The sequence below is a fragment of the Morganella sp. B601 genome, assembly GCF_051172335.1.
Classification (GTDB): domain Bacteria; phylum Pseudomonadota; class Gammaproteobacteria; order Enterobacterales; family Enterobacteriaceae; genus Morganella; species Morganella morganii.
The window spans coordinates 278858-304354 of the sequence record NZ_JBPIZE010000003.1 but is presented as its reverse complement, the minus strand read 5'-3'; the positions used below and the strand labels follow the sequence as shown (position 1 = coordinate 304354).

General features: G+C 49.1%; 25 protein-coding genes and 1 other RNA gene. 15 read left to right on the top strand and 11 right to left on the bottom strand.

Going from position 1 to position 25497, the window contains the following annotated elements; translation table 11 throughout:
• Positions 1-8: 8 nt before the first annotated feature.
• The 4 genes from ACSBQN_RS09940 to ACSBQN_RS09925 all read left to right on the top strand — a co-directional run bounded on the left by ACSBQN_RS09940 (position 9) and on the right by ACSBQN_RS09925 (position 5041).
• Positions 9-812, top strand: a complete 804-nt coding sequence (locus ACSBQN_RS09940) for an acyl-CoA dehydratase activase (RefSeq protein ID WP_024473988.1) — start codon at positions 9-11, stop codon at positions 810-812.
• A complete protein-coding gene (locus tag ACSBQN_RS09935; protein ID WP_024473987.1) occupies positions 809-1051 on the top strand; it encodes a putative Se/S carrier-like protein in 243 nt (80 codons plus the stop codon). The genes ACSBQN_RS09940 and ACSBQN_RS09935 overlap by 4 nt, the downstream gene beginning before the upstream one ends.
• A gap of 118 nt (positions 1052-1169) precedes the next feature.
• Positions 1170-4724, top strand: coding sequence for a pyruvate:ferredoxin (flavodoxin) oxidoreductase (gene nifJ / locus ACSBQN_RS09930; RefSeq protein ID WP_354633311.1), 3555 nt, complete (start codon positions 1170-1172; stop codon positions 4722-4724).
• A 5-nt stretch (positions 4725-4729) separates the two neighbouring features.
• Positions 4730-5041, top strand: coding sequence for a DUF5339 family protein (locus ACSBQN_RS09925; RefSeq protein WP_051997304.1), 312 nt, complete (start codon positions 4730-4732; stop codon positions 5039-5041).
• A 50-nt stretch (positions 5042-5091) separates the two neighbouring features.
• Here ACSBQN_RS09925 and ACSBQN_RS09920 read toward each other — a convergent pair whose 3' ends face one another.
• Positions 5092-5754 carry an HAD family hydrolase gene (locus tag ACSBQN_RS09920; protein ID WP_015422595.1) on the bottom strand — a complete coding sequence of 221 codons (663 nt, stop codon included), beginning with the start codon at positions 5752-5754 and terminating at the stop codon, positions 5092-5094.
• A gap of 157 nt (positions 5755-5911) precedes the next feature.
• On the opposite strand from ACSBQN_RS09920, the gene ACSBQN_RS09915 reads away from it, so the two are divergent.
• Together ACSBQN_RS09915 and ACSBQN_RS09910 are read left to right on the top strand one after the other, a co-directional pair.
• On the top strand, positions 5912-6406 hold the full coding sequence (locus ACSBQN_RS09915; protein WP_354632853.1) for a DUF523 domain-containing protein: 495 nt from the start codon (positions 5912-5914) through the stop codon (positions 6404-6406).
• Between the two features lie 106 nt (positions 6407-6512).
• Entirely contained in the window at positions 6513-7250 is a 738-nt protein-coding gene (locus ACSBQN_RS09910) for a phosphatase (protein WP_036407593.1), read from the top strand.
• Between the two features lie 33 nt (positions 7251-7283).
• Here ACSBQN_RS09910 and ACSBQN_RS09905 read toward each other — a convergent pair whose 3' ends face one another.
• The 6 genes from ACSBQN_RS09905 to ACSBQN_RS09880 all read right to left on the bottom strand — a co-directional run bounded on the left by ACSBQN_RS09905 (position 7284) and on the right by ACSBQN_RS09880 (position 12069).
• Positions 7284-8063 (bottom strand): creatininase family protein, encoded by a 780-nt coding sequence (locus ACSBQN_RS09905; RefSeq protein WP_004241872.1) that lies wholly within the window; start codon positions 8061-8063, stop codon positions 7284-7286.
• Entirely contained in the window at positions 8063-9469 is a 1407-nt protein-coding gene (locus tag ACSBQN_RS09900; protein WP_024473981.1) for a purine-cytosine permease family protein, read from the bottom strand. Before ACSBQN_RS09900 ends, ACSBQN_RS09905 begins: the two co-directional genes overlap by 1 nt.
• Positions 9470-9748: 279 nt before the next feature.
• Entirely contained in the window at positions 9749-10561 is an 813-nt protein-coding gene (locus ACSBQN_RS09895; RefSeq protein ID WP_032098436.1) for a DUF2145 domain-containing protein, read from the bottom strand.
• Between the two features lies 1 nt (position 10562).
• A complete protein-coding gene (locus ACSBQN_RS09890; protein WP_004241875.1) occupies positions 10563-11003 on the bottom strand; it encodes an STM0539 family protein in 441 nt (146 codons plus the stop codon).
• A gap of 15 nt (positions 11004-11018) precedes the next feature.
• Entirely contained in the window at positions 11019-11528 is a 510-nt protein-coding gene (locus ACSBQN_RS09885; protein ID WP_004241876.1) for a DUF2569 domain-containing protein, read from the bottom strand.
• A gap of 37 nt (positions 11529-11565) precedes the next feature.
• Positions 11566-12069 carry a GNAT family N-acetyltransferase gene (locus ACSBQN_RS09880; RefSeq protein ID WP_004241877.1) on the bottom strand — a complete coding sequence of 168 codons (504 nt, stop codon included), beginning with the start codon at positions 12067-12069 and terminating at the stop codon, positions 11566-11568.
• Positions 12070-12427: 358 nt separating this feature from the next.
• Here ACSBQN_RS09880 and ACSBQN_RS09875 point away from each other — a divergent pair, with 358 nt between their 5' ends.
• Positions 12428-12964: a histidine phosphatase family protein gene (locus ACSBQN_RS09875; RefSeq protein ID WP_354632852.1), complete on the top strand. Its 537-nt coding sequence runs from the start codon at positions 12428-12430 to the stop codon at positions 12962-12964.
• 29 nt (positions 12965-12993) lie between these two features.
• Here the strand turns inward: ACSBQN_RS09875 and ACSBQN_RS09870 are convergent, their stop codons facing one another.
• Positions 12994-13293, bottom strand: a complete 300-nt coding sequence (locus ACSBQN_RS09870; RefSeq protein WP_004241880.1) for an RnfH family protein — start codon at positions 13291-13293, stop codon at positions 12994-12996.
• The gene (locus tag ACSBQN_RS09865; RefSeq protein ID WP_004241881.1) at positions 13286-13720 is read right to left on the bottom strand and encodes a type II toxin-antitoxin system RatA family toxin; all 435 of its coding nucleotides are present in this window, start codon (positions 13718-13720) and stop codon (positions 13286-13288) included. The genes ACSBQN_RS09870 and ACSBQN_RS09865 overlap by 8 nt, the downstream gene beginning before the upstream one ends.
• Before the next feature lie 300 nt (positions 13721-14020).
• Between ACSBQN_RS09865 and smpB the strand changes: the two genes are divergently transcribed.
• The 5 genes from smpB to ACSBQN_RS09840 all read left to right on the top strand — a co-directional run bounded on the left by smpB (position 14021) and on the right by ACSBQN_RS09840 (position 17929).
• Positions 14021-14503, top strand: coding sequence for an SsrA-binding protein SmpB (gene smpB / locus ACSBQN_RS09860; protein WP_004238509.1), 483 nt, complete (start codon positions 14021-14023; stop codon positions 14501-14503).
• Positions 14504-14551: 48 nt separating this feature from the next.
• Positions 14552-14915: a transfer-messenger RNA gene (gene ssrA / locus ACSBQN_RS09855) on the top strand.
• Between the two features lie 444 nt (positions 14916-15359).
• On the top strand, positions 15360-15830 hold the full coding sequence (locus ACSBQN_RS09850) for an SLATT domain-containing protein (RefSeq protein ID WP_108657436.1): 471 nt from the start codon (positions 15360-15362) through the stop codon (positions 15828-15830).
• Positions 15831-15842: 12 nt separating this feature from the next.
• Positions 15843-16949: a nucleoid-associated protein gene (locus tag ACSBQN_RS09845; RefSeq protein WP_354632851.1), complete on the top strand. Its 1107-nt coding sequence runs from the start codon at positions 15843-15845 to the stop codon at positions 16947-16949.
• Positions 16946-17929: a GTP pyrophosphokinase gene (locus ACSBQN_RS09840; protein WP_354632850.1), complete on the top strand. Its 984-nt coding sequence runs from the start codon at positions 16946-16948 to the stop codon at positions 17927-17929. Before ACSBQN_RS09845 ends, ACSBQN_RS09840 begins: the two co-directional genes overlap by 4 nt.
• 954 nt (positions 17930-18883) lie before the next feature.
• Here the strand turns inward: ACSBQN_RS09840 and ACSBQN_RS09835 are convergent.
• Positions 18884-19657 carry an IclR family transcriptional regulator gene (locus ACSBQN_RS09835; protein ID WP_220730797.1) on the bottom strand — a complete coding sequence of 258 codons (774 nt, stop codon included), beginning with the start codon at positions 19655-19657 and terminating at the stop codon, positions 18884-18886.
• A 330-nt stretch (positions 19658-19987) separates the two neighbouring features.
• Here ACSBQN_RS09835 and ACSBQN_RS09830 point away from each other — a divergent pair, with 330 nt between their 5' ends.
• Genes ACSBQN_RS09830 through ACSBQN_RS09820 form a run of 3 tightly spaced genes read left to right on the top strand, consistent with a single transcriptional unit; the run spans position 19988 to position 23861 of the window.
• On the top strand, positions 19988-20881 hold the full coding sequence (locus tag ACSBQN_RS09830; protein WP_194830215.1) for a dihydrodipicolinate synthase family protein: 894 nt from the start codon (positions 19988-19990) through the stop codon (positions 20879-20881).
• A 49-nt stretch (positions 20882-20930) separates the two neighbouring features.
• On the top strand, positions 20931-22217 hold the full coding sequence (locus tag ACSBQN_RS09825) for an MFS transporter (RefSeq protein WP_024473970.1): 1287 nt from the start codon (positions 20931-20933) through the stop codon (positions 22215-22217).
• A 48-nt stretch (positions 22218-22265) separates the two neighbouring features.
• A complete protein-coding gene (locus tag ACSBQN_RS09820; protein ID WP_036407119.1) occupies positions 22266-23861 on the top strand; it encodes a UxaA family hydrolase in 1596 nt (531 codons plus the stop codon).
• 52 nt (positions 23862-23913) lie between these two features.
• Here ACSBQN_RS09820 and ACSBQN_RS09815 read toward each other — a convergent pair whose 3' ends face one another.
• Positions 23914-25311 carry a DNA translocase FtsK gene (locus ACSBQN_RS09815; protein ID WP_354632849.1) on the bottom strand — a complete coding sequence of 466 codons (1398 nt, stop codon included), beginning with the start codon at positions 25309-25311 and terminating at the stop codon, positions 23914-23916.
• Between the last annotated feature and the right edge of the window lie 186 nt (positions 25312-25497).

Sequence of the window (25497 nt, the reverse complement as noted above, 5' to 3'; positions counted from 1 at the left end):
GAGGCGTCATGCTGAGTATCGGTATTGACTCGGGCTCGACGGCCACCAAAGGAATTTTGTTCAGTGATGAAGACGGCGGCGTGATCCTGCGCCGCTTCCTGATCCCGACTCCGTTCCGGCCGCAGTCCGCGATTCTGGAAGCCTGGGAAACCCTCTGCGGTGAATGTGACACCAAACCGTATCTGACCCTCACCGGCTATGGCCGCAAGCTGGCGGACTTTGCGGACAAACAGGTCACGGAAATCTCCTGTCACGGGATCGGGGCACGCTGGCTGCATCCGCAGACCCGCACGGTCATTGATATCGGCGGCCAGGACAGTAAGGTGATCCGGCTTGATGAGCACGGGCATCTCACGGATTTTCTGATGAACGACAAATGCGCCGCCGGGACGGGGCGTTTTCTGGATGTGATCAGCCGGACACTCGGCACCGATATCACGGCAGTGGATGACACCATCCGCGGGATTGAGCCGCATGCTATCTCCAGCATGTGCACGGTTTTTGCCGAATCAGAAGTGATCAGCCTGCGATCTGCCGGGGTGGAGCCGGAGTCGATTCTGTCGGGAATTGTGAATTCAATGGCACAACGTACCGCCGGGTTTGCCAAGCGGCTGAGTACCGTGCCGTCAGTGCTGTTCAGCGGCGGGGTCAGCCGCAGTCAGACGTTCTGTGAGCGGCTTTCACAGCACCTGGGGGCGGAGGTGATCACGCATCCGGACGGACAGTTTGCCGGTGCCATCGGTGCTGCCATTTACGGCATCCGTCAGTTACAGAAACAGGCAGCCGTGACCTCCGGGGATATCCGTTCATGAATGACTATCTGATTTTATTTGAAAATATGCTCGGTGTGGTGGCGATGCGCAAGCATCTCACGGCGGCCGGGCAGCCTTTCACCGTGACGGATATCCCGCCGTCACTGGGCAAAGCCTGTGGTCTGGGGATCCGCCTCAGTGTCAGTGATGATTCACTCCCGGCACTGCGCGGCCGTCCGCAGGTCACGGAAATATACCGCTGTGAAGCAGCTGAATATGTACTGACGGCGGCGGAGTAAACCGCGCTTACAGACAGATAACAAACCACAATCACGATAATCCGGCATTTTTTATTCTGTTATGTTGTAAAAAATAATAAAAATGAAGGGTCTTATTGTGAGTAACGAAATACATAGCATGATCACCACTGATGCCAATCAGGCGGTGGCCCGGATGGCGTATCAGCTGAATGAAGTGATCGCCATCTATCCTATTACCCCGAGTTCCACCATGGCCGAATATGCTGACCACTGGTCCGCGACCGGGGAACCCAATTTGTGGGGCGATGTCCCGCGCATGATGGAAATGCAGTCCGAGGGCGGAGCCATTGCCACCGTTCACGGCGCACTTCAGACCGGCGCATTGTCGACCACTTTCACGTCCTCCCAGGGATTGCTGCTGATGATTCCGTCGCTGTATAAAATTGCCGGACAGCTGATCCCGTTTGTTCTGCATGTGGCGGCGCGGACGGTTGCGACTCATGCCCTTTCTATTTTCGGCGATCACTCGGATGTGATGGCGGTGCGTCAGACCGGCTGTGCTCTGCTGTGCGCTAACAGCGTCCAGCAGGCTCAGGACTTTGCGGTGATTTCACAGATAGCCACACTGAACAGCCGCGTGCCGTTTATTCATTTCTTTGATGGTTTCCGTACCTCTCATGAGATGAACAAAATTATTGCTGTCAGCCGTGCGGAGCTGAGCAAACTGATCCCGGCAGAGGCGATCCGCGCCCACCGTGACAGAGCACTATCGCCGGAACATCCGGTAATACGCGGCACATCTGCTAATCCGGATACCTATTTCCAGGCCCGTGAAGCGACTAACCCGTGGTATGACGCGGTTTATCAGCATGTCACTGATGCAATGGCTGCATTTGGTGAGGTGACAGGCCGTTATTATCAGCCGTTTACGTATTACGGACACCCGCAGGCAGAGCGCCTGATTATCCTGATGGGATCTGCCGCCGGTCCGGCAGAGGAAGTGGCGGATAAACTGATTGCGCAGGGCGAAAAAGTCGGCGTGCTGGAAGTGCATCTCTACCGGCCGTTCTCCGCACAGCATTTCCTTGATGCCATTCCGGAAAGTGTGCAACACATTGCCGTGCTTGACCGCACCAAAGAAGCGGGTGCGCAGGCGGAGCCGCTCTATCTGGATGTGATGACCGCCTTTGCCGAAGCGTATCAGAACGGCGAGCGGGCGCAGTTACCGCGTATTATCGGCGGACGCTACGGCCTGTCATCCAAAGAGTTTGATCCGGATTGTGTGATGGCGATTTTCAGCGAACTGACGTTAACCTCGCCGAAACGCCGCTTTACAGCCGGCATTATTGATGATGTCACCGGGCTGTCCCTGACACCGGTTCCGGCGGAGCTGCCGGTCACTCACCGCCTCAGTGCGCTGTTTTACGGGCTGGGCAGTGACGGCACGGTTTCGGCGGCCAAAAATGCCATTCAGATCCTCGGCAGTCATACCGATAACTACGCCCAGGGCTTTTTTGTCTATGACTCGAAAAAGGCGGGCGGCCTTACCGTTTCTCATCTGCGCATCAGTGAACAGCCGATCCGCGCTACTTATCTGATCCGGCAGGCAGATTTTATTGCCTGTCATCAGTGGCAGTTCCTCGACAAATATGAAATGGCGGAAAAACTGGCACCGGGCGGGATTTTCCTGCTCAACAGCCCGTATCCGGCGGATGAGGTCTGGCACCATATCCCGCAGGATGTTCAGGCGATCCTGGCGGAGAAACAGGCGAAACTGTATGTTATCAATGCCTACCGCATTGCACGTGAATGCCGCCTCGGTGCGCGGATTAATACCGTTATGCAGATGGCGTTTTTCCATCTGACGGCGTTGTTACCGGCGGCGGAAATTCAGTCTTATTTACAGCAGGCGATTATCCGCAGCTACAGCAAAAAAGGGGAAAGTGTCGTTCATGATAACCTGATGGCGATAGCCCGCACCCCGGAAGCCCTGCACCGCGTGCCGTTACAGGCAGTGGATCCGCACAGTCAGCCGCGTCCGCCGGTCGTGCCGGATAACGCGCCGGACTTTGTCAAAACCGTCACCGCCATGATGCTGGCCGGACGCGGTGATGCTCTGCCGGTATCGGCATTCCCGCCGGACGGCACCTGGCCTTCCGGCACCACCCGCTGGGAAAAACGCAATATCGCGGAGATGATCCCCATCTGGAAACCGTCTCTCTGTACCCAGTGCAACTATTGTGTCGCGGCCTGTCCGCATGCGGCTATCCGCGCCAAAGTGGCCGATCCCGCGGATTTCAGCGGTGCACCGGATACACTGCAGCGTCTGCCGGTTAAATCCCGCGATATGAAAGGGATGGATTATGTCCTTCAGGTCGCCCCGGAGGATTGCACCGGCTGTAATCTCTGTTATGAGGTCTGCCCGGCAAAAGATCGGGAGGATCCGTCCGTCCGCGCCATTAATATGCAGCCGCGGCTGGCGCATCTGGCAGAGGAAAAAGCCAACTTTGATTTCTTCCTGCAACTGCCGGACACTCCCGCATCCCGGCTTGAGCGCATTGATATCCGGACATCACAACTTATCACGCCGCTGTTTGAATTCTCCGGTGCCTGTGCGGGCTGCGGTGAAACGCCGTATATCAAACTGCTGACCCAGTTGTACGGCGAACAACTGCTGATCGCCAATGCCACCGGTTGCTCTTCTATTTACGGCGGTAACCTGCCGACCACGCCGTACACCACCAATAAAGAGGGACGCGGTCCGGCCTGGGCCAACTCGCTGTTTGAGGATAATGCCGAGTTCGGGCTGGGGTTCCGCCTGACGGCTGACCAGCACAAAAAACGGGTGAAACGTCTGCTGATGACCTTTGCGGCGCAACTGCCGGATGAATTACGGCAGCGGCTGACGGATGAAGCACTGTCTGCGGATGAAAAACGTGCGGCTATCACGGAACTGCGGACATTACTGGCGGATAACCCGGATCTGCGTGCCCGTGAGCTGTCAGAGGATGCGCATTACCTTCTGCCGAAATCCGTCTGGCTGATCGGCGGTGACGGCTGGGCTTATGATATCGGCTTCGGCGGACTCGACCATGTGCTGAGCAGTGGTGAGAATGTCAATGTGCTGGTGCTCGATACCCAGTGTTACTCCAACACCGGCGGCCAGCAGTCAAAAGCCACACCGATGGGGGCAGTCACTAAATTCGGCGAGGAGGGTAAAGGCAAATCCCGCAAGGATCTGGGCGTGTCCATGATGATGTACGGCAATGTGTATGTGGCACAGATAGCCATCGGCGCGCAGATGAATCAGACGGTGAAAGCGATTCAGGAAGCGGAATCCTATCCCGGCCCGTCCCTGATTATTGCCTACAGCCCGTGTGAGGAGCATGGTTATGATCTGGCATTCAGTTACGACCAGATGAAAGCCCTGACCGCCAGCGGGTTCTGGCCGCTGTACCGGTTTGATCCGCGTCGTGACGGAACCGGCAAAGCACCGCTGGTACTGGATTCCCGTCCGCCGTCACAATCCCTGGCCGAGGTGATGCATCAGGAGCAGCGTTTTAACCGCCTCAGCAGCAGTGATCCGGCGAGAGCCGCAGTTCTGGCGGAAAAAGCGGAACAACGGACGGCAAAACAGTATGCACTGCTTGAATTGCTGGCCTCACAAAAATCTGAACCGGCCGGAACCGGCATTGTTCAGGAGGATGCCTGAAAGTCATGATGACAAATAACCGGAGCGCCGGGGAAATATCCCCGGCAACGGAACAGGATCTCACGGCGTTAATTGCTCTTGATACCGTTGCGGCACAGGAGCCGCAACGGTGTGAGGCGATCCGGAGCTGGATTGAGCAGAAAGTCTGTTTTGTGCTGCGGCGTGAAGGCAAAATTGCCGGTTACGGCGTGCTGCATTATCACTTCAAAAAGCAGTTTATGGAATTACCAGCTGATGCACAGGATGCAGCCTGTAAACAGGGTATTGATGCGTTAGCCCGGGCTAAAGCCATGATGGAACAGCAAATGCCGAAATAACGGCCGCTGTGATTATTGACGGGCTGTATGATACAGCCCGTTTTTGTTTTTCAGCGGGATGAAAACTGTTTGCGGCGTTTTTCATATTTCGCCGGATTGCGGTGAAAATGGCGCCAGTGAGGTTCGCCTGCGGCGTACAGCAGTTCATAATCCCCCCGTGAATCCCCCCAGGCACGCATATGGTATGCGGATAAATCGCCGTAAACCTGTTGCAGCCGGGCAATTTTCTGGCCGCAGCGGCAGTTGTTGCCGTTGATTTTTCCGGTCAGAATGCCGTCTTTCTCTTCCAGCTGAGTCCCGATAAGTTTGATCCCCAGCCGCTCTGTAAACGGCCGCAGCACCAGCTCCGGGGATGCCGAACAGAGTGTGACTTCCGCACCCGATGCAATTTCCGCCGCCACCGCGCGCAGACCTTCCGGACGCATCATCTTATGCCAGTAACGTTCACAGAATTCCTGTGCTTTTTTCTCCACCCAGCGGGCATCAGTACCGGTCAGAAAGGTGGTGATCAGCACTTCTTTCAGTTCGTCGCGGGTCAGTTTGCGTGAGAAGCAGCGCAGTGTCGGCAGAACCAGGCGCAGCATCCGCAGGGAAAAAACACGTTTCCCGAAAGCAAAACGCAGAAAAGGAACAAAACTGTCACGGCGGGTCAGCGTGCCGTCAAAATCAAAAACGGATAACACCGGTTTTTCTGACGGGGTGGGTGCGTGCATAAAGAGGTATACTCCGGTTAAATAGGTGATCGTGCAGAGTTTAGCATTTTTTCCGGCAAAAGGAGACATCTGCCCGGCTTGTCCCGCGCTCATAAGTTATTTACTATCAGGTATTGATTATCACTATCTGAATTATACCGGTATACACTGCGAGAATATGATGATTGCAATCAGTGCCTGTCTGGCAGGTGAAGCCGTCCGTTACGACGGCAGCCATAAATTATATGCTCCGCTGAAAGCGCTGCAGAACAGCGGCATGGCGGTTCCGGTATGCCCTGAAATCCTCGGTGGTCTGCCGGTGCCCCGCGCCCCGGCGGAAATTACCGGCGGTGAGGGTTGTGATGTCTGGGCGGGTACCGCCCGGGTTACCGGCAGTGACGGCGAAGATGTCACCGATGCCTTTAAACAGGGCGCACTGCGGGCGCTGGAGCATCTGCAACAACGCAATATCACGCATGTGATCCTGAAAGCCAACAGCCCGTCCTGTGGCAGCGGCCTGATCTACAGCGGCGCATTTGACGGCACGCTTAAATCCGGCAACGGTGTGGTAACGGCGCTGTTTGAGGCAAACGGGATCACCGTCTGGCATGAAGACCATCCGGAACTACCCGCGCTGATAAAACAGCTGTTACAAAACGGAAAAAGTGCATGATAACCCTGACACCCGCCAGTGTGTTAATCCGTACGCCGGGTTGAAGACCCGTTTCAGAATCTGATAGGGTTAAGAGGTGCTTAACCGCAGAAAGGAGAGCAGAGTGATATATCCGGTTGATTTACATGCCCATACGGTTGCCAGTACCCATGCTTACAGTACCGTCCGTGAATATTTTACCGAAGCGGCGGAGAAAGGAATAACCCTGTTTGCGATCACCGATCACGGGCCGGAAATGGCGGACGGGCCGCATCCGTGGCATTTTTCCAATATGCCGGTTTTGCCGCGCATGATTAACGGCGCGGGGCTGCTGTACGGTATTGAGGCCAATATTAAAAATCAGGCCGGAGAGACGGACTGCACCGATAAAATGGCGCAGCAGCTGGATATTATCCTCGCCGGTTTTCACGAACCGGTGTTGCAGCCGCAGGGACAGGCCGCTAATACCGAAGCGATGATCGCCACTATCCGCAGCGGAAAAGTGCAGATTATCACCCATCCCGGAAACCCGAAATATCCGCTGGATATTCAGGCGGTGGCGCAGGCGGCAAAAGAGTGCAATGTGGCGCTGGAGATGAATAACTCCTCATTTCTGCATTCGCGGGCGGGCAGTGAGAAAAACTGCCGTGCGATTGCTGAGGCGGTGCGTGACCACGGCGGCTGGATCTCTCTGGGTTCGGATTCTCACTATGCCGGTTATCTGGGGAATTTTGAGCGGGTGGTGACCATGCTGCGGGAGATTGAGTTTCCTGAAGCGCGTATCCTGAATGTCACCCCGCGCCGGGTACTGGATTTTCTGGAATCACACGGACGACCGCCAATCCCGGAATTTGCCGGACTCTGAAAAAATGCCCCGCACTGCGGGGCATTACTCTGTTTACTTAGCGCGTAAATCATAATTCCAGTTGGTTTTTTCCAGCGCCTCAATACTCTCCACCACCAGGTCTGTCAGGGCATCCAGCATTTTTTCGCCTTTCTCAATGCTGGCGTAAGTCGGGTCGCCGGTGGCACCTGTTACTGAAACCTCGGTGATATCCCACATAATCTGTACATTATCGCCGTGGCGGATGCTGTCTTCCGGCATCTGACGCACCGCTTTGCTCAGGTCGCACAGATCAGGACACACCGCAGCGGTAATGGAGGATTCTCCCTCACCGCCATGCCCCAGACCGTTCCATTCACGGAAGAAATTCTCCCCGAGACGGCCGCCGAGTACGGACCACCAGGCCGGCAGGAACGCAAAAACCACATCTTTATGACGCGCTTTGACATTCCGCTGTGCGATATCCAGCGACGGAATATTTCCGTCGTGACCATTGAAGACAAAAATGTGTTTGATGCCGTACTGAATCAGGCTCTCAAACATGTCTTCCGCAATCGCAATCACCGTTTCAAAGCGGATGTTAATCGCCATCGGTGTGCCGTTATAGTGTGCGGAAGTGCCGAATGGCACACCCGGCACCACAATCGTGCGGGATAAACGCTGCGCCGCCCGGCGGGCAACGGCTTCCGGCACAAACAGATCCGGACCGAGCGGCAGATGCGGTCCGTGGCTCTCACAGCTGCCGAAAATGGTAATGGCGCTGTCGATTTCGCCCTTATCGAACCGGTTTTTCAGCTCTTCAGTGGTGAACTCATTCAGATAGACTTTTTTCATTATGATCTCCCTGTGGCCGGTGAGGTGGCTTTTGCCGCCAGCAGCGGATGCAATATCAGATAAATAATAACGGTAATAACTAATGCCAGCAGGCCGGTCGGCCAGTCAGACAGAATATTGTTCAGTGCCATCACCAGACCGGAAGCCATCCCGGCCAGCGCACTGATCACCCCGGCGTAATTGTATTTCGGCTGACTGTTAATCTGCGTGATGTCGTAGCGGCATTTGCGGGTGATGTAGTAATCCGCCAGCAGCGGCCCAGCCAGCGGCGGTGCCATAATGCCGAGATAGTTAATAAAATCAGCAAAGAAGATCTGGTAAAAACCGATAGCGCCCAGCACAGTACCGATAATCCCGGTGGTCAGAATCAGGACGTTTTTGTTCACTTTCACACCAACGGAATCCAGCACCGGTCCGGTATAGAGCGAGTTACAGTAGAGTTCCGCGTCGTTGGTGGTCCACAGTGACAGTGTCCAGGTGATCACCCCGATCAGCGCCAGCAGGAAGCTTTTCTCAATCATCCAGGTAATGTAGTTCGGCATCCCGACCGTCATGGTGCCGATATAACCGACCACATTGAGCAGCGGGTTGGTGAAGATAAAACAGGCTGCCGACCCCCAGAATACTGCAGAAATACTCTTATTAAAGCGGAACAGATCCACGCCCATCACCGCCCCGGCAATCCAGCTGCCGACCACCATCGTGATCGCGGTTGAGAGCATCAGCCCTTCATTGCGGTTGGAATTCTCAATAAAGACGGATAACCCGCCGCCCTCCTGTAACATCGCATAACCGGTGATCACAGCGATAATCATAATAACCGGTGATACCGGAATGGCGATAATTTCCAGTCCTTTCATGCCGTGCAGTGAGGTGTACGTAAACAGCAGACCGGCGATGACACAGGAAAGAAAGACTTCCAGGGTGATCGGTACACCGTTGTAGCCGTGTTCTGCCGGGTTAAAGACGATGATCCCGCTGGGATTGCCCAGGAACGTGCCCCAGATATCCCCGACCATCCCGGTTATTGCCGCAAACCAGCCGAGGGTCAGCAGCCCCATCGCAATCATCGGCAGGTTCGCACCGAAACGGCCATAGGAAAAACGGCTGATCAGCGCCAGGCTCAGCCCGGTGCGCTGCGCCATAATGCCGAGCAGCGAGGTGAGAATAAACAACAATCCCATCCCGATGGCGATAGCCAGCAGCGCCATCGGGAATGACATTCCCGGTCCGCCGTTGGCCCCGGCCAGGGCGCCGCCGATAAATAACCCGGTTGCCACATAACCGAAACCTATCCAGACCAGCACCTGTTTCCAGGTCTCGCGGCGGTGTGTCATCGGTATGGGCGTAAACATAAAATCGTGGTCATGCGCCGGAGGCGCGGATGACGTTTCGTGTTTGCTCATGGTGTTTCCCCTGTCTTACGTGGTGTTGGCAGTTGCCGCTAAAGGTGTTTTTAAAATAAAAGGCCATGCTCTTGTTATGATTTATTATTAGCCTGGTAAAGTAATTGTTTGCAACTAAATTAATGAAAATAAAAGGAAAAGAAAATTTAATATAACGGACAGGTTGTCGGCAAAAGCGGGGGAGGGAAATCACATAAACGGGAAGGAGAACAAAAAATCGACGAAAAATGCTGCCATCAGAAACGATGGCAGCAGGATGTAAAATAACCGGGGTGGTAATTATTCCGGCAGCGGCACCATACAGACGGCGCTGCCGAAGCTGCCGTGACTGCACTCAACCCGGAATTTGCCGTAGCGGCTGAGAAAACCGAGCAGGCTGTCGCCGGAGTTAAAGGTGACAATACCGGTCACCGGCTGCCCGTCAGTGGACATATGCGGCATCAGGCTGTCCGCCAGTGCCCGTTTGATTAATCCGGCCTCGGCGGAGGAGCCGATATAGAATTCTGATTTCAGCCAGTTTACCCCGGCAGAAACCGAATTCACGCCCGGAGAGCGGGCTGCCGCGAATACCATCAGCACCCAGCCGTTGGAATTCTGGCTGTCGGTCGCAAACGGATGCGCCACCATATTATACGCCGGATTGTGCAGGGCTTTGCGCAGTTCCGGGTCACGCAGCACTTTCAGCAACTGGGACTGTAAGGCCGGCGGGAAGTGCAGGGTGGCGATGGTATTCCCGGCCAGGTCATCATCAATAAACTGATAAAGCCCCTGGATCCACAGCTCAGATTGCGCAGTACCGCAGGTATTGAGGTTATGATACACCCGCCAGGTGCCGTTTCTTTCCCGTACGGCATAACCGGCATGGGAAAAGCTCAGCCCGTAGTCACTCAGTGTCTGACCCTGACGGACCAGCAGAACGACCCGGTCACCCTGTTTTTCCAGCCAGTCATTCAGCACTTTGGCCTGTGCGGTGCGCTGTGCGGCTTCCTGCGGCGTGGGCGGGGATTTATCCGCACAGTTCTGACTGCCGCTGTATGCAAGGCCGGACGCAGTGAGCAGGGCAGCCGCAAAAACGGATTTCAGCAGTCGCATATTATGGCATCTTCTCCTGATGGGTTAATTCACGATCATCCTGAGTTACCATATGGGAAATGATTTTTCCGTCCTTTTTCAGATACGCACCGGAGCCTTTTTCAGCCGGTTCCAGTGTCAGTTTATCACCCGGATTCACCGGGGTTTTCTCCAGTTTTTCAGTGGCAACCAGCAGGGCGACATCTTCATTTTTATCGGTTTTGCCGGTGATGGTGGTGACTTTTTCTTTCTTATTGTTTTCCACAGACTCCGCACTCAGCTGAGCCGGTAAAATGATCGGCGATAAAATCGCACCGCTTATCATCACAGAGCTGTAGACACTGCCCGCACTACTGAGTACCGCAGTCGATAAATAAGGATTATCCGGCAGTTTACCTGCATTCGCAGGCAGTGTGACCAGTGTGGCGGCACAAACGATTGCCGGAAAAATAAACTTATTCATGCTGTTTCCCTTAAATTAATGAACAAATGTTCTTTTTACCCGTTCAGACACCAGGAAATACGAAACCCAGATGATAGCGTAAATAACCAATCTTATCAGCGGATAATAAAGAGTGAAGTCAACATTAACATCCAGCAGATTAACCAGCACGATTTCCTGAATGGCTTCCGAGGCGATGGCAAAAAGAATAAAGGCAATAAACAGCTTCGGCAGATAACGGGAGAGCCTGAAGAAATAATACAGCGTTGTCAGTATCAGCAGCATAGTCAGTATGGTAAAAGCAATATTAATATACATGACCTGCAGTACGCGGTCAGGAATATACCCCGCATTTTGCTGATATAAATCATACCACTCACTCAGTGTGTAACCACCGGCACCCAGTGACAGAAAAAGGGTAATTAACGGCAGCCACAGCCAGCCGCCGATCCGCGACATCCGTTTTTCCGCGCACTCATCACAATATTCCGCGTATTGCGGAATCTCTTTTTCCCCGCACTGAATACAGACCCATTTATGTTCCATACATTATTTTCCGTTTTCGTCTTTCCGGATTATCCGGTTATTTGGGTTGATCGTTTATCCGGCTCATCAGAATAGCATCGACATAGCGTCCGTCGCGGAATGCATAATCACGGGCAATCCCTTCGCGCTGAAAACCGAATTTTTCATACAGCGCCAGGCCGTCCGGATTATTGGCAAACACCTCTAATTCAATACGGCGGATGCCCAGCCAGTTATCACAATAATCAATCATTGCCTGCATTAATGCACTGCCGACACCCTGGCCGCGGTAGCTTTTATTTACCGTAATACCAAAATTCACCACATGGCGGCGGCGGGGATTACTGTTCTGATTGATACCCAGCAGCCCGACCACCACGCCGTCAATAACAGCGACCAGCCGGGTGGCTGACTGATCACCCTGACTCATCCGGTGTTCCCAGAACTTCCGCGAGGTATACGGCATCTGTAAAGTATTGGCATAAGACGTAAAATCCTGGTGCATATCGCACAGCGCCGCTGCATCGGAAGGGTCGGCTAAGCGGATGGTTATCTGGCGCATAAATAATATCCTTGATGTAATACTGTTATATTCCCTTATTAATGGCATCGAAATAGTGTACCCGTCAACGGAATGAAAAAGCCTGACCGGGAAGGCGAAAATGGCGTAACCGCGTTTTTTCCTGTTATTTTCTTTTTCACGGATCAAACTGTCTGAGAATGAAAGATGACGATAAAATAAGCGGGGTAACATACTGACATAAGCAGGAAAGTGCATTTTCTCTGAAAAATAAAAATTCCTGCAAAAAAGTAGGCTAACCGGCGGCGGGCGATTACACTGAATCCTTCCGGAAACAAAAGGGATTGTCATGGACGTCCGGTTTCTTAAATCCGTATTCTGCAAATCAGGTATCAGCCGGATGACTCATTCAGTACAGACACTGGTTTTTCTGCGCCACGGCGAAAAACCGGATAACGACAGCGGCCAGTTAACCGGCAAAGGATTAAACCGCGCACTGGCGCTGGCGGATCTCCTGATCGCCCGTTACGGAAAGGCGGATGCCCTGTATGCCGCCGCACCGAAACAAAGCAAGCTCGGTCACTCGCTGCGTTCCCTTCAGACCATCACTCCGGTGGCTGTCCGCCTGTCACTGCCGGTGCATCTGGAATTTCACGCCAAAGAAACCAAAGCTCTGCGCGATGCATTGCTGGATAAAGCCCATCACGGGCACACGGTCTTTGTGGTCTGGGAACACGATAATCTGATAAAAGTGGTGAGGGATATTCTGAAACAGACCGGCGGGGACTATTCGTATATGCCGGCCTGGCCGCGTGATGATTTTGACAGTCTGTGGATAGTGACCATTACCCGCAGTCAGACAGAGACCACCGTGACATTTTCACAGGAAAAACAGGGGCTGGATAATCTGGACAGTTATTTCCCGCCGGCCCGGTAAATAAACCGGAAATCAGCGGGAATACAGACTCAGTCTTCTTTTTTCTTACGGCTGGCTTCTGCTGCCCGTTTGCGGCGCATTTCTTTCGGGTCAGCAATCAGCGGGCGGTATATTTCCACGCGGTCACCATCACTGACAATATCGGTCAGTTTTGCCGGGCGGCTGAAAATACCGACTTTATTCTGCGTTAAATCCACATCATCCCGTAATGCTAAAATACCGGAGGCAAGAATAACGGCTTCCACCGTGGCGCCTTCGTTTATTTTCACCGGGATCAGAAACTGTTTATCAGGCAGGGCATAACAGACTTCAACAGAAATATCAGACACGGTAAACCTCTTTTGCCCGTTTGGTAAATGCCATCACCATATTACCGGCCAGCTCTTTAAATATACGGCCGAAGGCCAGCTCAACCAGTTTATTGGTAAATTCAAAATCCAGATTCAGCTCAACTTTGCACGCCTCAGGACTCAGCGGAATAAACGACCAGCCACCCATCAGTTTACGGAACGGGCCTTCCACCAGCTGCATACGGATATGCTGATTGCTGGTCAGCTGATTGCGGGTCACAAAGGTTTTACTGATACCGGCTTTGGATACATCCACAGACGCGGTCATCTCATCCTGCCCGTGGCTGATAATACGGCTTCCCACGCAGCCCGGTAAAAATTCCGGATACGCACGGACATCATTCACCAGGTTGTACATCTGTTCCACACTGAACGGAACCAGTGCGGAGCGGCTAATTTGCGGCATAACACATCCTGCGGTCAAAAATCTTGAAACGGCGGAAATTATCGCCGCCTGTTAAATCGTATTATACTGTGCTCCGGCGCGGAGATAAATGCACAATACGGCACGCGCTGATGACAGAATGTATCTTAATGACAACAAAGATGTTTGTCACAAAAAGCACTTGCCAAATCCCGCTGACATGTTAAAAACAGCGTACAGGGACAGAAAACCCGCAAAGGCGCTTAAAATAGCAGCATTTACCGTGCGACGGATAAATAAGCAATTTATTTCGGGTGTGCATAACGTATAATAGTGGTCATTATGACAAAGAAAAAAGTTCACAAACCAGGCTCTGCCACCATCGCGCTGAACAAACGCGCCCGCCACGACTACTTTATCGAAGAAGAGATAGAGGCAGGTCTGGCGCTGCAGGGCTGGGAAGTCAAATCATTACGCGCAGGTAAAGCTAACCTGGGGGACAGTTACGTCATCCTCCGTGACGGCGAAGCTTTCCTGTTTGGTGCCAACTTCACACCGCTCAGCGTGGCATCATCCCACGTTGTCTGCGACCCGACCCGGACACGCAAACTGCTGCTCAACCAGCGTGAACTGGACAGCCTGTACGGCAAAATCAACCGTGACGGGCACACCGTGGTCGCACTGTCGCTGTACTGGAAAAATGCCTGGTGCAAAGTCAAAATCGGCATTGCCAAAGGTAAGAAAGAACACGACAAACGCGATGACATCCGCGAACGTGAGTGGAAATTAGACAAAGCAAGAATTATGAAGCACGCAGGGCGTTAAGTACTGGTATTCCGTACTGATTTTCTGATATACTGCGTTTCACAACTTGGGGCTGATTCTGGATTCGACGGGATTTGCGAAACCCAAGGTGCATGCCGTGGGGCGGTTGGCCACGATAAAAGCCGCAAAAAAATAGTCGCAAACGACGAAAACTACGCTTTAGCAGCTTAATAACCTGCTCAGAGCCCTCTCTCCCTAGCCTCCGCTCTTAGGACGGGGATCAAGAGAGGTCAAACCCAAAAGAGATCGTGTGGACTTCCTGCCCGGGGAGAAAGCATTAAAACGAATCGGGCTAGTTTGTTAGTGGCGTGTCTGTCCGCAGCTGGCAAGCGAATGTAAAGACCAGACTAAGCATGTAGTACCGAAGGTGTAGAAATTTCGGACGCGGGTTCAACTCCCGCCAGCTCCACCAAATTATCTTCTAAGGACGTCCAAAGAAGACTGAAAAGCCCGCTAACTCAATGAGTTGCGGGCTTTTTTATGTCCTGCGCAGTCTGATGTCACCTAATTAAATCCAATCATCTTAGGCACTTTAATAGGTACTCCGTTAACCTTTCTAGTTTTTGAGATGCCATAAAAACAATGGAATATCAAAAATGGCAAGACAAACCAAACCCTTATTCGCAAAAGAGATCGATGCTATCGTTAGGTGGGCAGGATCATAAGTGGCTTTAGAAATGCCCATCTTTCTGCACAATTCCTCCACGCGGATACTGGTACTGAAGAAAGAGAAGAGATCGACACTCAATGTGATCTTACCCATCATTAGTGATATATGGCTAAGATCAATGTTCCCAATATAAAATTCTGATGGCATAATTCATTAACTTTATAAATGCAAAATAACGAGACATGAGTGAAACCAATTAATATTGAAGTTTTTCTTTTGAGCGAAGTTGAAAATGGTATTGAAATACTCAAATCAAAGGTCAACCTTCTTAAGAAAAAAACAAAAATTATCAATATGTTGACTCTTTTACTTGGTGGACTGATTACTATTACATTAGGGCTTACTCTGGATGCCTACCAAGAATTGCAACGAAATTTAGCTCTTTGTCTTAGTGCCATACTTACTGCTGTAAATGGGTGGAGTATAATTTTTGATTATAAAAAGCTCTGGATCAGACAAAAGTCAACATTACTGAATTTATATCAGCTAAAAAATGATATTTGTTTCTCTCAATCAGCAGGACTGCTGTCACATGATAAACAGTTAGAGTTGTTTGAAAGATACCAATGTATTTGGGAAAGCAATGGCAGCGAGTGGCGTAATATAAACCGTAAATCATCTCATGCTTTCACTTCAGCCCAAATTACAAATGACTGAAAAAGGAATAACATGCATTTAACTCACTTAGAGATAGATAAAATTTGTATTCATCAGATTTTTAAAAGAAATCCTGACGGTTCTAAGAAAACTCCAGAAAAAAGTTCAGAACTTGTTAGATTCGATGCTGTTGCTTTGGAAACCTTCAAGCAAAGAATAATTTATGCTCTTGGTTCTCAATCGAAGGCTGTCGATATGAAGATCATTGCACAGGATAAAGACAAAGCACCATGTCTTTTTACGTCTCTAAGAACTGTTACAGACTCAAAATTTGTTGATATGTCCTACGAGTTAGCAGATAAGCTTGCTGATGCTCAAAAAAGTAAAGGTTTATCTGGCGGTATTGTTGTAGTATTCCTCGGCTCTTTTGGCTCAATCGATGCTTCTGGAAGAAAGGTGATAGTGGGCGTTATAAAAGCTGATATTTACAGCGCATATCAGAAAATTGAAGATGCAATTACCCGAGAAATCTCACTAAAGTATGTAAAAGAAGCATTATTAACGCCATCTACTAAGTTATTCAAAACTGCAGCATTTGCTGAAAAATATCCTAATTCGAGTAATTCATTAACCCCTGACTTGAATGATAGCTGGCTAGTAGCAATATCAGATTATCAAATCAGTCAAGTAGATGGAAAAGCTGCAGCTCAGTATTTCTATGAAACATTCCTTGGTTGCGGGTATCCGGAATCAAGTGCAAGAAATACTCAAAATTTCTTTGATTCAACTAAGAGTTTTATCAAAGATCTCGACCTATCTAATGAGGAAAAATATGAATTAAATAATGCGCTTGTATGTTACCTTAAACTTGATAAATCAGGAATTATATCACCGGACCAGTTTGCACAGACTTATTTCTCCCCTGACACTGCCGATGATTTTATATCTCACCTCGCAGATTCCGGAGTACCCACAACTTCATTTACAAAAGATACACAGTACGTTGATAGCAGACTTAAAATTCAAAAAGTATCATTTGGACAAGGTATTCGTTTGCTGGCTCCCTCAGAAATTTTCAAAGAAAAGATAATTATGGCGTCAGTAGAGTCCGATGAAGATGGCAATCCCGTGAATTGGACAAAACTAGTTATAAAAGAAAAGCTGGCCTTACCACAGTGAATCAGACCGAATTTCTAGATAAATGGCATAGCGAAAAACTCGTCTACCAAGCGTGGGGGGATTTCGTTGTATCCAAAGTTAATTCCTCCATTAAGTCGCTTGGGCATAACCTTAGTAGTTATGTAAAAATTACACCTTTTGCTAGAATTAAAGACGATAACTCACTTATTGACAAAGCCTTTTATAGACCGAATAAATCATATGAACATCCGTACGATGATATTGAAGATAAAGTGGGTTGCCGGTTCGTTGTGCTGCTTGTTGACCAAGTAGAGCAAATTGCTAATATCATTAGAGCGGATACTTCTTGGATTGCAGAAGAGTGCCGACATTTCAACGTTGAACGGAATAGTGCACCCTTGCTGTTCACATACCAATCCGTTCATTTTGTAGTTAAGGCAATTGGGTGTTTAGAGTTCAATAGTGTAAAGATTCCAGACGGTACACCATGCGAGATACAGATTCGAACTTTACTACAGCACGCATATGCTGAATTAACTCATGATTCAATTTATAAATCTAAAAAAATCGTTAAACCAGAAATACAACGAACTGTAGCTAAGAGTATGGCTCTAATTGAAACTACGGATGGTTTTTTTAAAGAAGTAAGTACTAGCTTGAAAGGGCCTACAGAGCAGTATGAGATTGTATTAATACTTGACTCACTATACAGCGAATTTCTATCTTCACCACCGTTAGAGTTGCAGAAGTCATCCTATTTTATTTTAGATGCATTTGAGGATCTTTTTGAAAGTAAATTCCAATCAAGAATAAGACGAGTAATTGCAAACACCGATTATGACTTAATTAATGTAATAAATGCTAATTCATCTAGAGATCCATTTTATAAGCAAAGTATCTCAATATTTACTGCTTGGTTAATAATAGAACGAAGAAGCAGAGTTATACGTGATTGGCCTTTAGATTTTAATTTGTTAGAGGAGTTTGCGTCAGCTCTTTCAGTATCTCTTGATGTATAATCATCAACTAAATCTAAGCTATTGTAAATATAATGAATTACTCTCCATTGCCATCCATGAAACATGGTTACGGTAGAGTAAAATATTTTTGCATATAAAAAATCACCAGAGCAGGGAATACTTATCAGTATGGATGAATATCTCCAAAAGTGAATGGAATTTTTTTTCGAGATATTTATAGAGCACTTTGCAGAGATCAGCCCTTGCCTTGAACCTGTTAGTTTTAAGTATGTTATATATGACAATTTAAATTCCTTATTTAATTAATAGAATAAATAGAACAATGCCTGTTATTAATAATGATGCGGAATGAATTATTAATCCAGCAACTATCCATTCTCTGAATATTAATAAAGATAATACATATAAAAAAGAAACAGTGATGGTAATTACCAGGCTGATTGTAACCGGTGATTTTATCCCAAGGTAACGGAGTCTTACTGATAGTAATATTAATAATAATATGCTTGATATAATAATGTTGATGTAATAACTAAACCTAAAGTTCCACAGAAACTCATTGTTATCAATAATAATGTTTGAAACTAAAAAAACAAGACAACTAATACTTTACAAATCAGATAATTAATCCGATTTAATTTTCCATGTTTTAAAAATGTCATAATCCACATAAGACACCACTTGATTGTTTTGTTGTGAGCTTTGTATAAAAATTCAAGATTAACTTCGACACTTAAATTTAATTTATTATACACGAGTGATAGTCGTCATAAAAGTGCAAGACCAGTAAATGTTCAGATTTTCGTCCCGGATATTTTGTTCTGTTACTCAATAGACGGGTTATTTACTGGGAAAACTATAGTAACACCGTGCTCATATATCCATTTATCCGGCTCTTCAGAAATGAATTCGTTACCGATTTCCGTCCTGACTGATGAAGTATCTAATATTATTGATAATAAAAGCAACTAAGCAGCTTTTTGACATTAATCTTTACTGATAAAACTCAACATCCTGCAATGTATTCAATTCCTGCTCGATACGTTCGCGGCTGCTGAGTAATACACTGATAATCTGGTTGTTTTTTTCATTATTACTGCGGAATGTCGGGACGGAGACACTGATAGCGGCGATAATTTTATTACGCTGACGTAATGAAACGGCATAGCAGCGGGTTTCTTCGTTTATTTCCCGGTTGTCAGTGGCGTAATGATTTATTTTGACCTCTTCCAACTGCTGACGTAATTCCGCAATGGTGGTGATACTGTATTTTGTCAGCGGGGTAAAGCCGTCAGGATATAAGCGGAGAATATCGTCATCACTGTAATGGCATATCATCGCTTTACCTAATGCGGAATAAACTGCCGGTAAGCGGGTGCCGATATTGGAGACTAACTGAACTTTCTGGGCAGACTGCACTTTATCGATATACAGCACATCCGGGCCATCTAATATACCCATCTGGCACACTTCATTGCACTCGTTGACAATATTATTCATCTCGCGGTGCACCATTTTCAGCCAGTACGATTTTTCAAAGAATGAACGGGAAAGAATCGAGCAGGCGATACCCAGAAAATAAAGCTGGGTGTTTTCGTCATAATTAATATAACGGCGTTCTGCCAAAGTTTTCAGAATCGGGTAGAGCGTGCCTTTTAAGATACCGGTTTTTCCGGCCAGCTGCGTGAGGGAAATCCCGGTGTTTTCTGCCGCCAGAACACTGAGTACCTCTAACACCCGTATTGTCGGCATATGCTCCGTTGACATCAATTCACCTCCCTGACAGTTTATGCCGTTATTCTAGGTACAAAGCCCCGCTAAGTAAATCATGTCCGGGTGTCCGTTTGTGACATTGCCCGCCGGTGTCACGACAATCCGCTTTATTGTTCCCGTAATGTGCTGCTCCTCACAGATAAATAATAAATAATCGCAATCCGGATCGGGTTTTTCCGCAGATATAGTTTTCAACCGCAATTAAAACAGCCTGTTAGCCTGTTTTTTCAGCAAATGTACAAAATTTGACTCACTCAGAGTTTCATGATTACTTACCTGTGTTTTTATTTATTAACGAGGTTTGTATATATGAACAATGTGGGTATGGAAAGCCGTTACATCACGCCGGCTGTAACAATTTTTGATGACAAAGGCCGGATTGATACTGAACAAAACCAGCAGGTGTATGACTCTCTGAAGGGGCATGTCTCCGGATTTGTCGTCATGGGCAGTACCGGCGAGTTTTTTTCACTGGATATGGAAAGCTCAAAAACACTGATCAGGTTATGCGGCAGTTATGACAAAGGGGGAATGAAAGTGTATGCCGGGACCAGCCGCCCGGATGTGAATGAGTCCGCCGCGCTGGCGAACTATGCTCATGAGCAGGGTGTGGACGGGGTCATGATTATCAGCCCGTACTATTTCCCGCTGGATGATGAGGGCGTTTACCGGTTTTACAGCGCGGTCGCGGAAAAAACGTCAGCCAATATTTTTATCTATAACTTCCCGGAACGTACCGGTTACTCGGTGTCACCGGAGGTGTGTCTGCGTCTGGCGGATCGCTATCCGAATATTATCGGGCTGAAAGATACGATCCCCGATACATTACATACGTCGCAGATTATTCAGACGGTAAAAAAAGAGATCCCGCATTTTGAGGTTTATGCCGGTTATGACAATAACTTCGCCCATGTTGTGCTGGCGGGGGGAAATGGCTGTATCGGCGGGTTATCCAATATTGTGCCTGAGTTTTTCTCATCCTGGATGGAGGCATTTGCACAGGGTGATATGGCTGCCGTAGCTGCACATCAGCGCAAAGTGGATCAGCTGATGGCCGTTTACGGCGTGCACTCACCGTTTATCCCGACCTTTAAAAAAGCATTACAGATGCGGGGCATTATTCAGTCAGACTACTGCACAGCGCCATTCAGCAGCCTGAATGCGGAGCAGACTGAACAGCTGATGCAGATACTGGCGGATGCTGAAACAGCACGCTGATTTTTCCTGATTATAACGACAGAACATCTTACCGACAGGGAATATTATCATGGCGACTATCACAGCTTATGACAATCCTGCTTTAAATTCCGCGATTCAGAAATCGTGGAGGCGTTTAGTACCCCTGATGTTTATTTTGTATTTTGTGGCATTTATTGACCGTGTGAATGTGGGCTTTGCGAAAGATGCCATGCAACTGGATATCGGATTATCCGATTCCGCCTTTGCGCTGGGGGCGGGGATTTTCTTCGCTGCCTATGCGCTGTTCGGGATCCCGGCAAACCTGATCCTCAATAAAATCGGTGCACAAAAGTGGCTGAGTATTACAACGGTTATCTGGGGTGTGTTATCTGCGATGACCGGGTTTGTGACCAACGAGACGCAATTTATTGTGCTGCGTTTCCTGCTGGGACTGGGTGAGGCGGGTTTTTATCCGGGAATTTTATTACTGGCTTCCATCTATTTCCCGAATAAAGTCCGGGGCTCGGTGATTGGTATTTTTGTCCTCGGCGTGCCGCTGGCGCTGACACTCGGTTCGCCGTTATCCGGCGCACTGCTGGAATTACACGGCTGGATGGGGCGTCCGGGCTGGTTCTGGATGTTTGTGATTGAAGGTTTACCGGCGGTTGTTATCGGGATCTTCGCCTTTTTCTGGCTGGATGACAGCCCGGAGAAAGCCCGCTTCCTGACAGCGGAAGAGAAGAAAGCCCTGACAGAGCAACTGGCCAGTGAGAATGCGAAAACAGAAACGACGTCTGTGCTGTCCGCACTGAAAAATATCAAGGTCTGGCACCTGGCGCTTATCTACGGCACCATCCAGATCTCGGTCTACGGGCTGATGTTTTTCCTGCCGTCGCAGGTGGCTTCCCTGATGGGACAGAGTCTCGGGTTTAAAGCGTCTCTGGTGGCGGCTATTCCGTGGGCATGTTCGGCGTTCGGTGTGTATTACATCCCGCGTCTGGCTGATAAAAATCCGTCCCGCCGTGTGGCTATTTCCGTGATGTGTATGCTGGCAGCGGCAGTTGGTCTGGCATTATCCGCCTTTGCCAGTCCGGTCTTTGCCATCGCCGCGCTGTGTCTCAGCGCCGTCGGTTTTCTGTCTGTACAACCGGTGTTCTGGACATTCCCGCCGCAGTTACTGAGCGGTCCTGCGCTGGCTGCCGGCATCGGGTTCTGTACCACCATGGGGGCATTCTGTTCTTTCCTCGCACCGATTATCCGTGTGGAAATGGATAAACTGATGAACAGCAATACGGCAGGGATTATCACACTCGCGGTGATCACTGTCGGCTGTGCACTCCTGATTGCTTTACTGAAAAAGAACACACAAAAATAATCCTGATTCGTTGCCGTCATTTTGGCGGCAATAACCGGAAGGTGAGTTATGCAAAAGATATTACGTATTGATGAAACTGATAATTTAATTGTGGCACTGAAGGATTTGCATGCCGGTGAAGTGTATCAGTGGGGTGATGAATCAATCACTCTGGTCACGGATGTGAAAGCCAAACACAAGTTTGCCCTGGAAGCAGTGCCGGAAGGCGGTATTGTCTCCATGTACGGCACCGCTGTCGGGAAAGCAACAAAACCAATTGCCCGCGGGGAAGTAATTACCGTGGACAATATTCGCCATTATGCCGCCCCGGTATCACTGGAGGAGAGCGGAGACTATGAATGGCAGATCCCGGATGTGTCGGTCTGGAAAGACCGGACATTTAAGGGGTATATCCGTGATGATGGCCGGGTAGGTACGGCAAATTACTGGCTGATTTTCCCGCTGGTGTTTTGTGAGAACCGCAATGTCACCAAGCTGACGGATGCGCTGAATGAGGCGCTGGGCTACACCAATAACAGCCTGAAAAGTTTCGCCTTCGATCTGACCGCCGGTGAACAGGCGCAGACCGCAAAGCCCAAGCTGTTCCCGCATATTGAGGGGGTACGCTGTATTACGGTGACCAGCGGCTGCGGCGGTGCCACCTCTGACAGTAAAACCATGTGTGATGTACTGGCTGCGTATGCGGATCATCCGAATGTGATCGGTATTACTGTGTTCAGCCTGGGATGTGAAAAAGCGCAGCGCAAGATGTTCAAAGAGTCGCTGGCGGCGCGTAATCCGGCATTTGATAAACCGGCGCTCTATTTCCGGCAGCAGGAATGGAACAGCGAAGAAGAGATGATGCAGACGGCGCTGAAACAAACCTATGAGTGCATGAAAGCAGTGAAGCCTCAGAGCCGTACGGATGTGCCGCTGTCATATCTTAAGCTCGGCGTGAAGTGCGGGGCATCTGACGGGTTCTCAGGTATTTCCGGCAATCCGGCGATGGGGCTGGTGTCTGACTGGCTGGTGACACTCGGCGGCGCTTCCGGTCTGGCTGAATTCCCGGAACTGTGTGGTGCGGAAGGGGATATGGTAAAACGCTGCATCCGCTTTGAGGATAAAAAGAAATTCCTCGATCTGATGGGACAGTATGAGAAAACCGCGAACTTCTTTAATACCACTATCGCGGATAACCCGAGCCCCGGAAATATTGCTGATGGATTAATTACCGATGCGATTAAATCAACCGGTGCGGCGAAAAAAGGCGGAAAATCGCCAATCAGTGCAGTGTGTGATTATGCCGAACCGATGCCGGACAGCGGACTGTCTCTGGTCTGCACTCCGGGTAATGATGTGGATGCCGTGACCGGGCTGGTGGCAGCCGGATGTAACGTCGTTATTTTTTCCACGGGGCTGGGAACACCGACAGGAAACCCTATAGTGCCGGTCGTTAAGATTTCCACCAACAGTACCATCGCAGAGCGTCTGTCAGATATGATTGACTACGACTGCGGTCCGGTGATAGAAGGTGTGCCATTGCCGGAAATCAGTAAAGGGCTGTTTGAGCGCGTGATTGAAACGGCAGGCGGGGAATATAAGGTGAAAGCAGACCGTCTGGAGCAGTTCGATTTTCTGCTGTGGAAACGGTCACTGGATTTATAAAAATCCAGCTACACCAGTAAATCATAACCACCCGTGATGCGGGTGGTTATGATCAAAAAAGACCCGGAACTAAAACTTCCCGCCTTCCGTCTGAAAATGGTTCGCTGATGATTCCCATCTCTTCCATGTCCTCAACGATTCTGGCTGCACGATTGTAACCAATGCGGAATTCCCGCTGAATGCCGGATATCGAAACCCTTTGTTTTTCTGCGACAAACTGAACAGCCCTGTCAAACAGAGGATCAAAGTCACAGGTGTCCTGTACAACTGTTTTTCCGGTATTGATAAGATAGCTGACATCTCCCCATTTTTTGCAGTACTCAACGGCATTATGTATATCACTGTCGCTGATATATGCTCCCTGAATACGCTGAGGTTCTGCGGAATCAGCTGTGATAAGCAACATATCACCATTTCCGGATAATATTTCAGCGCCATGTTGTCCGATAATAAAATGAGAGTCCGCTTTGGAAGTCACTGTCATTGCAATACGGGCAGAGATATGAAATTTAAGTTGCTGGTTTATTTTTGTCGGCAGCGGACTGCGTGTTGTGAGCAATAAATGAATGCCGGTCATTCCTCCCTGTTGCAGCAGAGGTAAAATTAAGTCTTCAATATTGTTGTGATCATTAATCAGCTGAACGGCATTTTCGATACAGACAACAATAGCCGGTTTATGACTCAGACGGGGATGTTTCTCCATACTGTTTTCCGTCCGCGAAAAAGGGTCCGGAATAGGTTTTCCGAATGATTCTGCCAGGGCAATTTTTTCATTATAACGCCGGAGGTCAGGGGCATTCATTGCCGGGAAGAGTTTGCGTCGTATTTCTGCTTCCGTAGTCAGAAAACGCAGAGTTTCGGTTATTTCAGTGCTGTCAGACAGAACAGGAAAAAGTAAATGCGGCGTATCACGGTAAAGGCTGAGTTCAGGGTGGTGAGCATCACACAGCACCAGCCGGACATCCGAAGGAGATGTCCGGTACAGCAGGCTCAGTACCAGGGAATGCATCAGCATGGATTTACCGGAGCCGGTTGTTCCGGCGATCAGAAGGTGCGGTAATTGTGTTAAATCCAGACTGACAGGTTCGCCGGTTATATTTTCTCCCGCCATTACCGAAAGTTGCGGCAGCGATTTATCTTCTGTCCATTTATTAAAACAGTGGCTGAAGGAGACTATTCTCCGGAATTCATTTTTTACAAGCAATCCGATGTACGGTGTTCCGGGGATAAAATCAATCATCCGGATTTCAGTTACATTCAGAGAGCGGCATAATTCAGGGATAAGGGCGGAAATTTGTGAACTGCGTATTCCGGGGGAAGGAGCCAGCCGAAAGAGTGTAAACATCGATCCTTCTGAATAATCCACCACTGCTGATTTAAGACGATATTTTAATAAGCAGGATGCGATTAGCGCTGCGGTCTTTTCTGCAACAGCCGGTGATTGTGTCACTGTTTATCCTTAATCAGAGAGAGTATTCACTTACAGTCATCGTTCCATCCTTTTTGGGGAAAGGCAAGACACTATATCTGAGATAATAATTAAGATAAAAATGGCACTATCGTGTAATGATATATCGTTATATATCAGAAAAATATGCAGTAAAACGATATACAGAGATATAAAAAAAACAGGGAG

Coding starts and splice junctions, on each gene's coding strand:
- ACSBQN_RS09940 (WP_024473988.1), top strand. CDS start 9: ATGCTGAGTATCGGTATTGACTCGGGCTCGACGGCCACCAAAGGAATT.
- ACSBQN_RS09935 (WP_024473987.1), top strand. CDS start 809: ATGAATGACTATCTGATTTTATTTGAAAATATGCTCGGTGTGGTGGCG.
- nifJ (WP_354633311.1), top strand. CDS start 1,170: ATGATCACCACTGATGCCAATCAGGCGGTGGCCCGGATGGCGTATCAG.
- ACSBQN_RS09925 (WP_051997304.1), top strand. CDS start 4,730: ATGATGACAAATAACCGGAGCGCCGGGGAAATATCCCCGGCAACGGAA.
- ACSBQN_RS09920 (WP_015422595.1), bottom strand. CDS start 5,754: ATGCACGCACCCACCCCGTCAGAAAAACCGGTGTTATCCGTTTTTGAT.
- ACSBQN_RS09915 (WP_354632853.1), top strand. CDS start 5,912: ATGATGATTGCAATCAGTGCCTGTCTGGCAGGTGAAGCCGTCCGTTAC.
- ACSBQN_RS09905 (WP_004241872.1), bottom strand. CDS start 8,063: ATGAAAAAAGTCTATCTGAATGAGTTCACCACTGAAGAGCTGAAAAAC.
- ACSBQN_RS09900 (WP_024473981.1), bottom strand. CDS start 9,469: ATGAGCAAACACGAAACGTCATCCGCGCCTCCGGCGCATGACCACGAT.
- ACSBQN_RS09895 (WP_032098436.1), bottom strand. CDS start 10,561: ATGCGACTGCTGAAATCCGTTTTTGCGGCTGCCCTGCTCACTGCGTCC.
- ACSBQN_RS09890 (WP_004241875.1), bottom strand. CDS start 11,003: ATGAATAAGTTTATTTTTCCGGCAATCGTTTGTGCCGCCACACTGGTC.
- ACSBQN_RS09885 (WP_004241876.1), bottom strand. CDS start 11,528: ATGGAACATAAATGGGTCTGTATTCAGTGCGGGGAAAAAGAGATTCCG.
- ACSBQN_RS09880 (WP_004241877.1), bottom strand. CDS start 12,069: ATGCGCCAGATAACCATCCGCTTAGCCGACCCTTCCGATGCAGCGGCG.
- ACSBQN_RS09875 (WP_354632852.1), top strand. CDS start 12,428: ATGACTCATTCAGTACAGACACTGGTTTTTCTGCGCCACGGCGAAAAA.
- ACSBQN_RS09865 (WP_004241881.1), bottom strand. CDS start 13,720: ATGCCGCAAATTAGCCGCTCCGCACTGGTTCCGTTCAGTGTGGAACAG.
- smpB (WP_004238509.1), top strand. CDS start 14,021: ATGACAAAGAAAAAAGTTCACAAACCAGGCTCTGCCACCATCGCGCTG.
- ACSBQN_RS09845 (WP_354632851.1), top strand. CDS start 15,843: ATGCATTTAACTCACTTAGAGATAGATAAAATTTGTATTCATCAGATT.
- ACSBQN_RS09835 (WP_220730797.1), bottom strand. CDS start 19,657: ATGTCAACGGAGCATATGCCGACAATACGGGTGTTAGAGGTACTCAGT.
- ACSBQN_RS09830 (WP_194830215.1), top strand. CDS start 19,988: ATGGAAAGCCGTTACATCACGCCGGCTGTAACAATTTTTGATGACAAA.
- ACSBQN_RS09825 (WP_024473970.1), top strand. CDS start 20,931: ATGGCGACTATCACAGCTTATGACAATCCTGCTTTAAATTCCGCGATT.
- ACSBQN_RS09820 (WP_036407119.1), top strand. CDS start 22,266: ATGCAAAAGATATTACGTATTGATGAAACTGATAATTTAATTGTGGCA.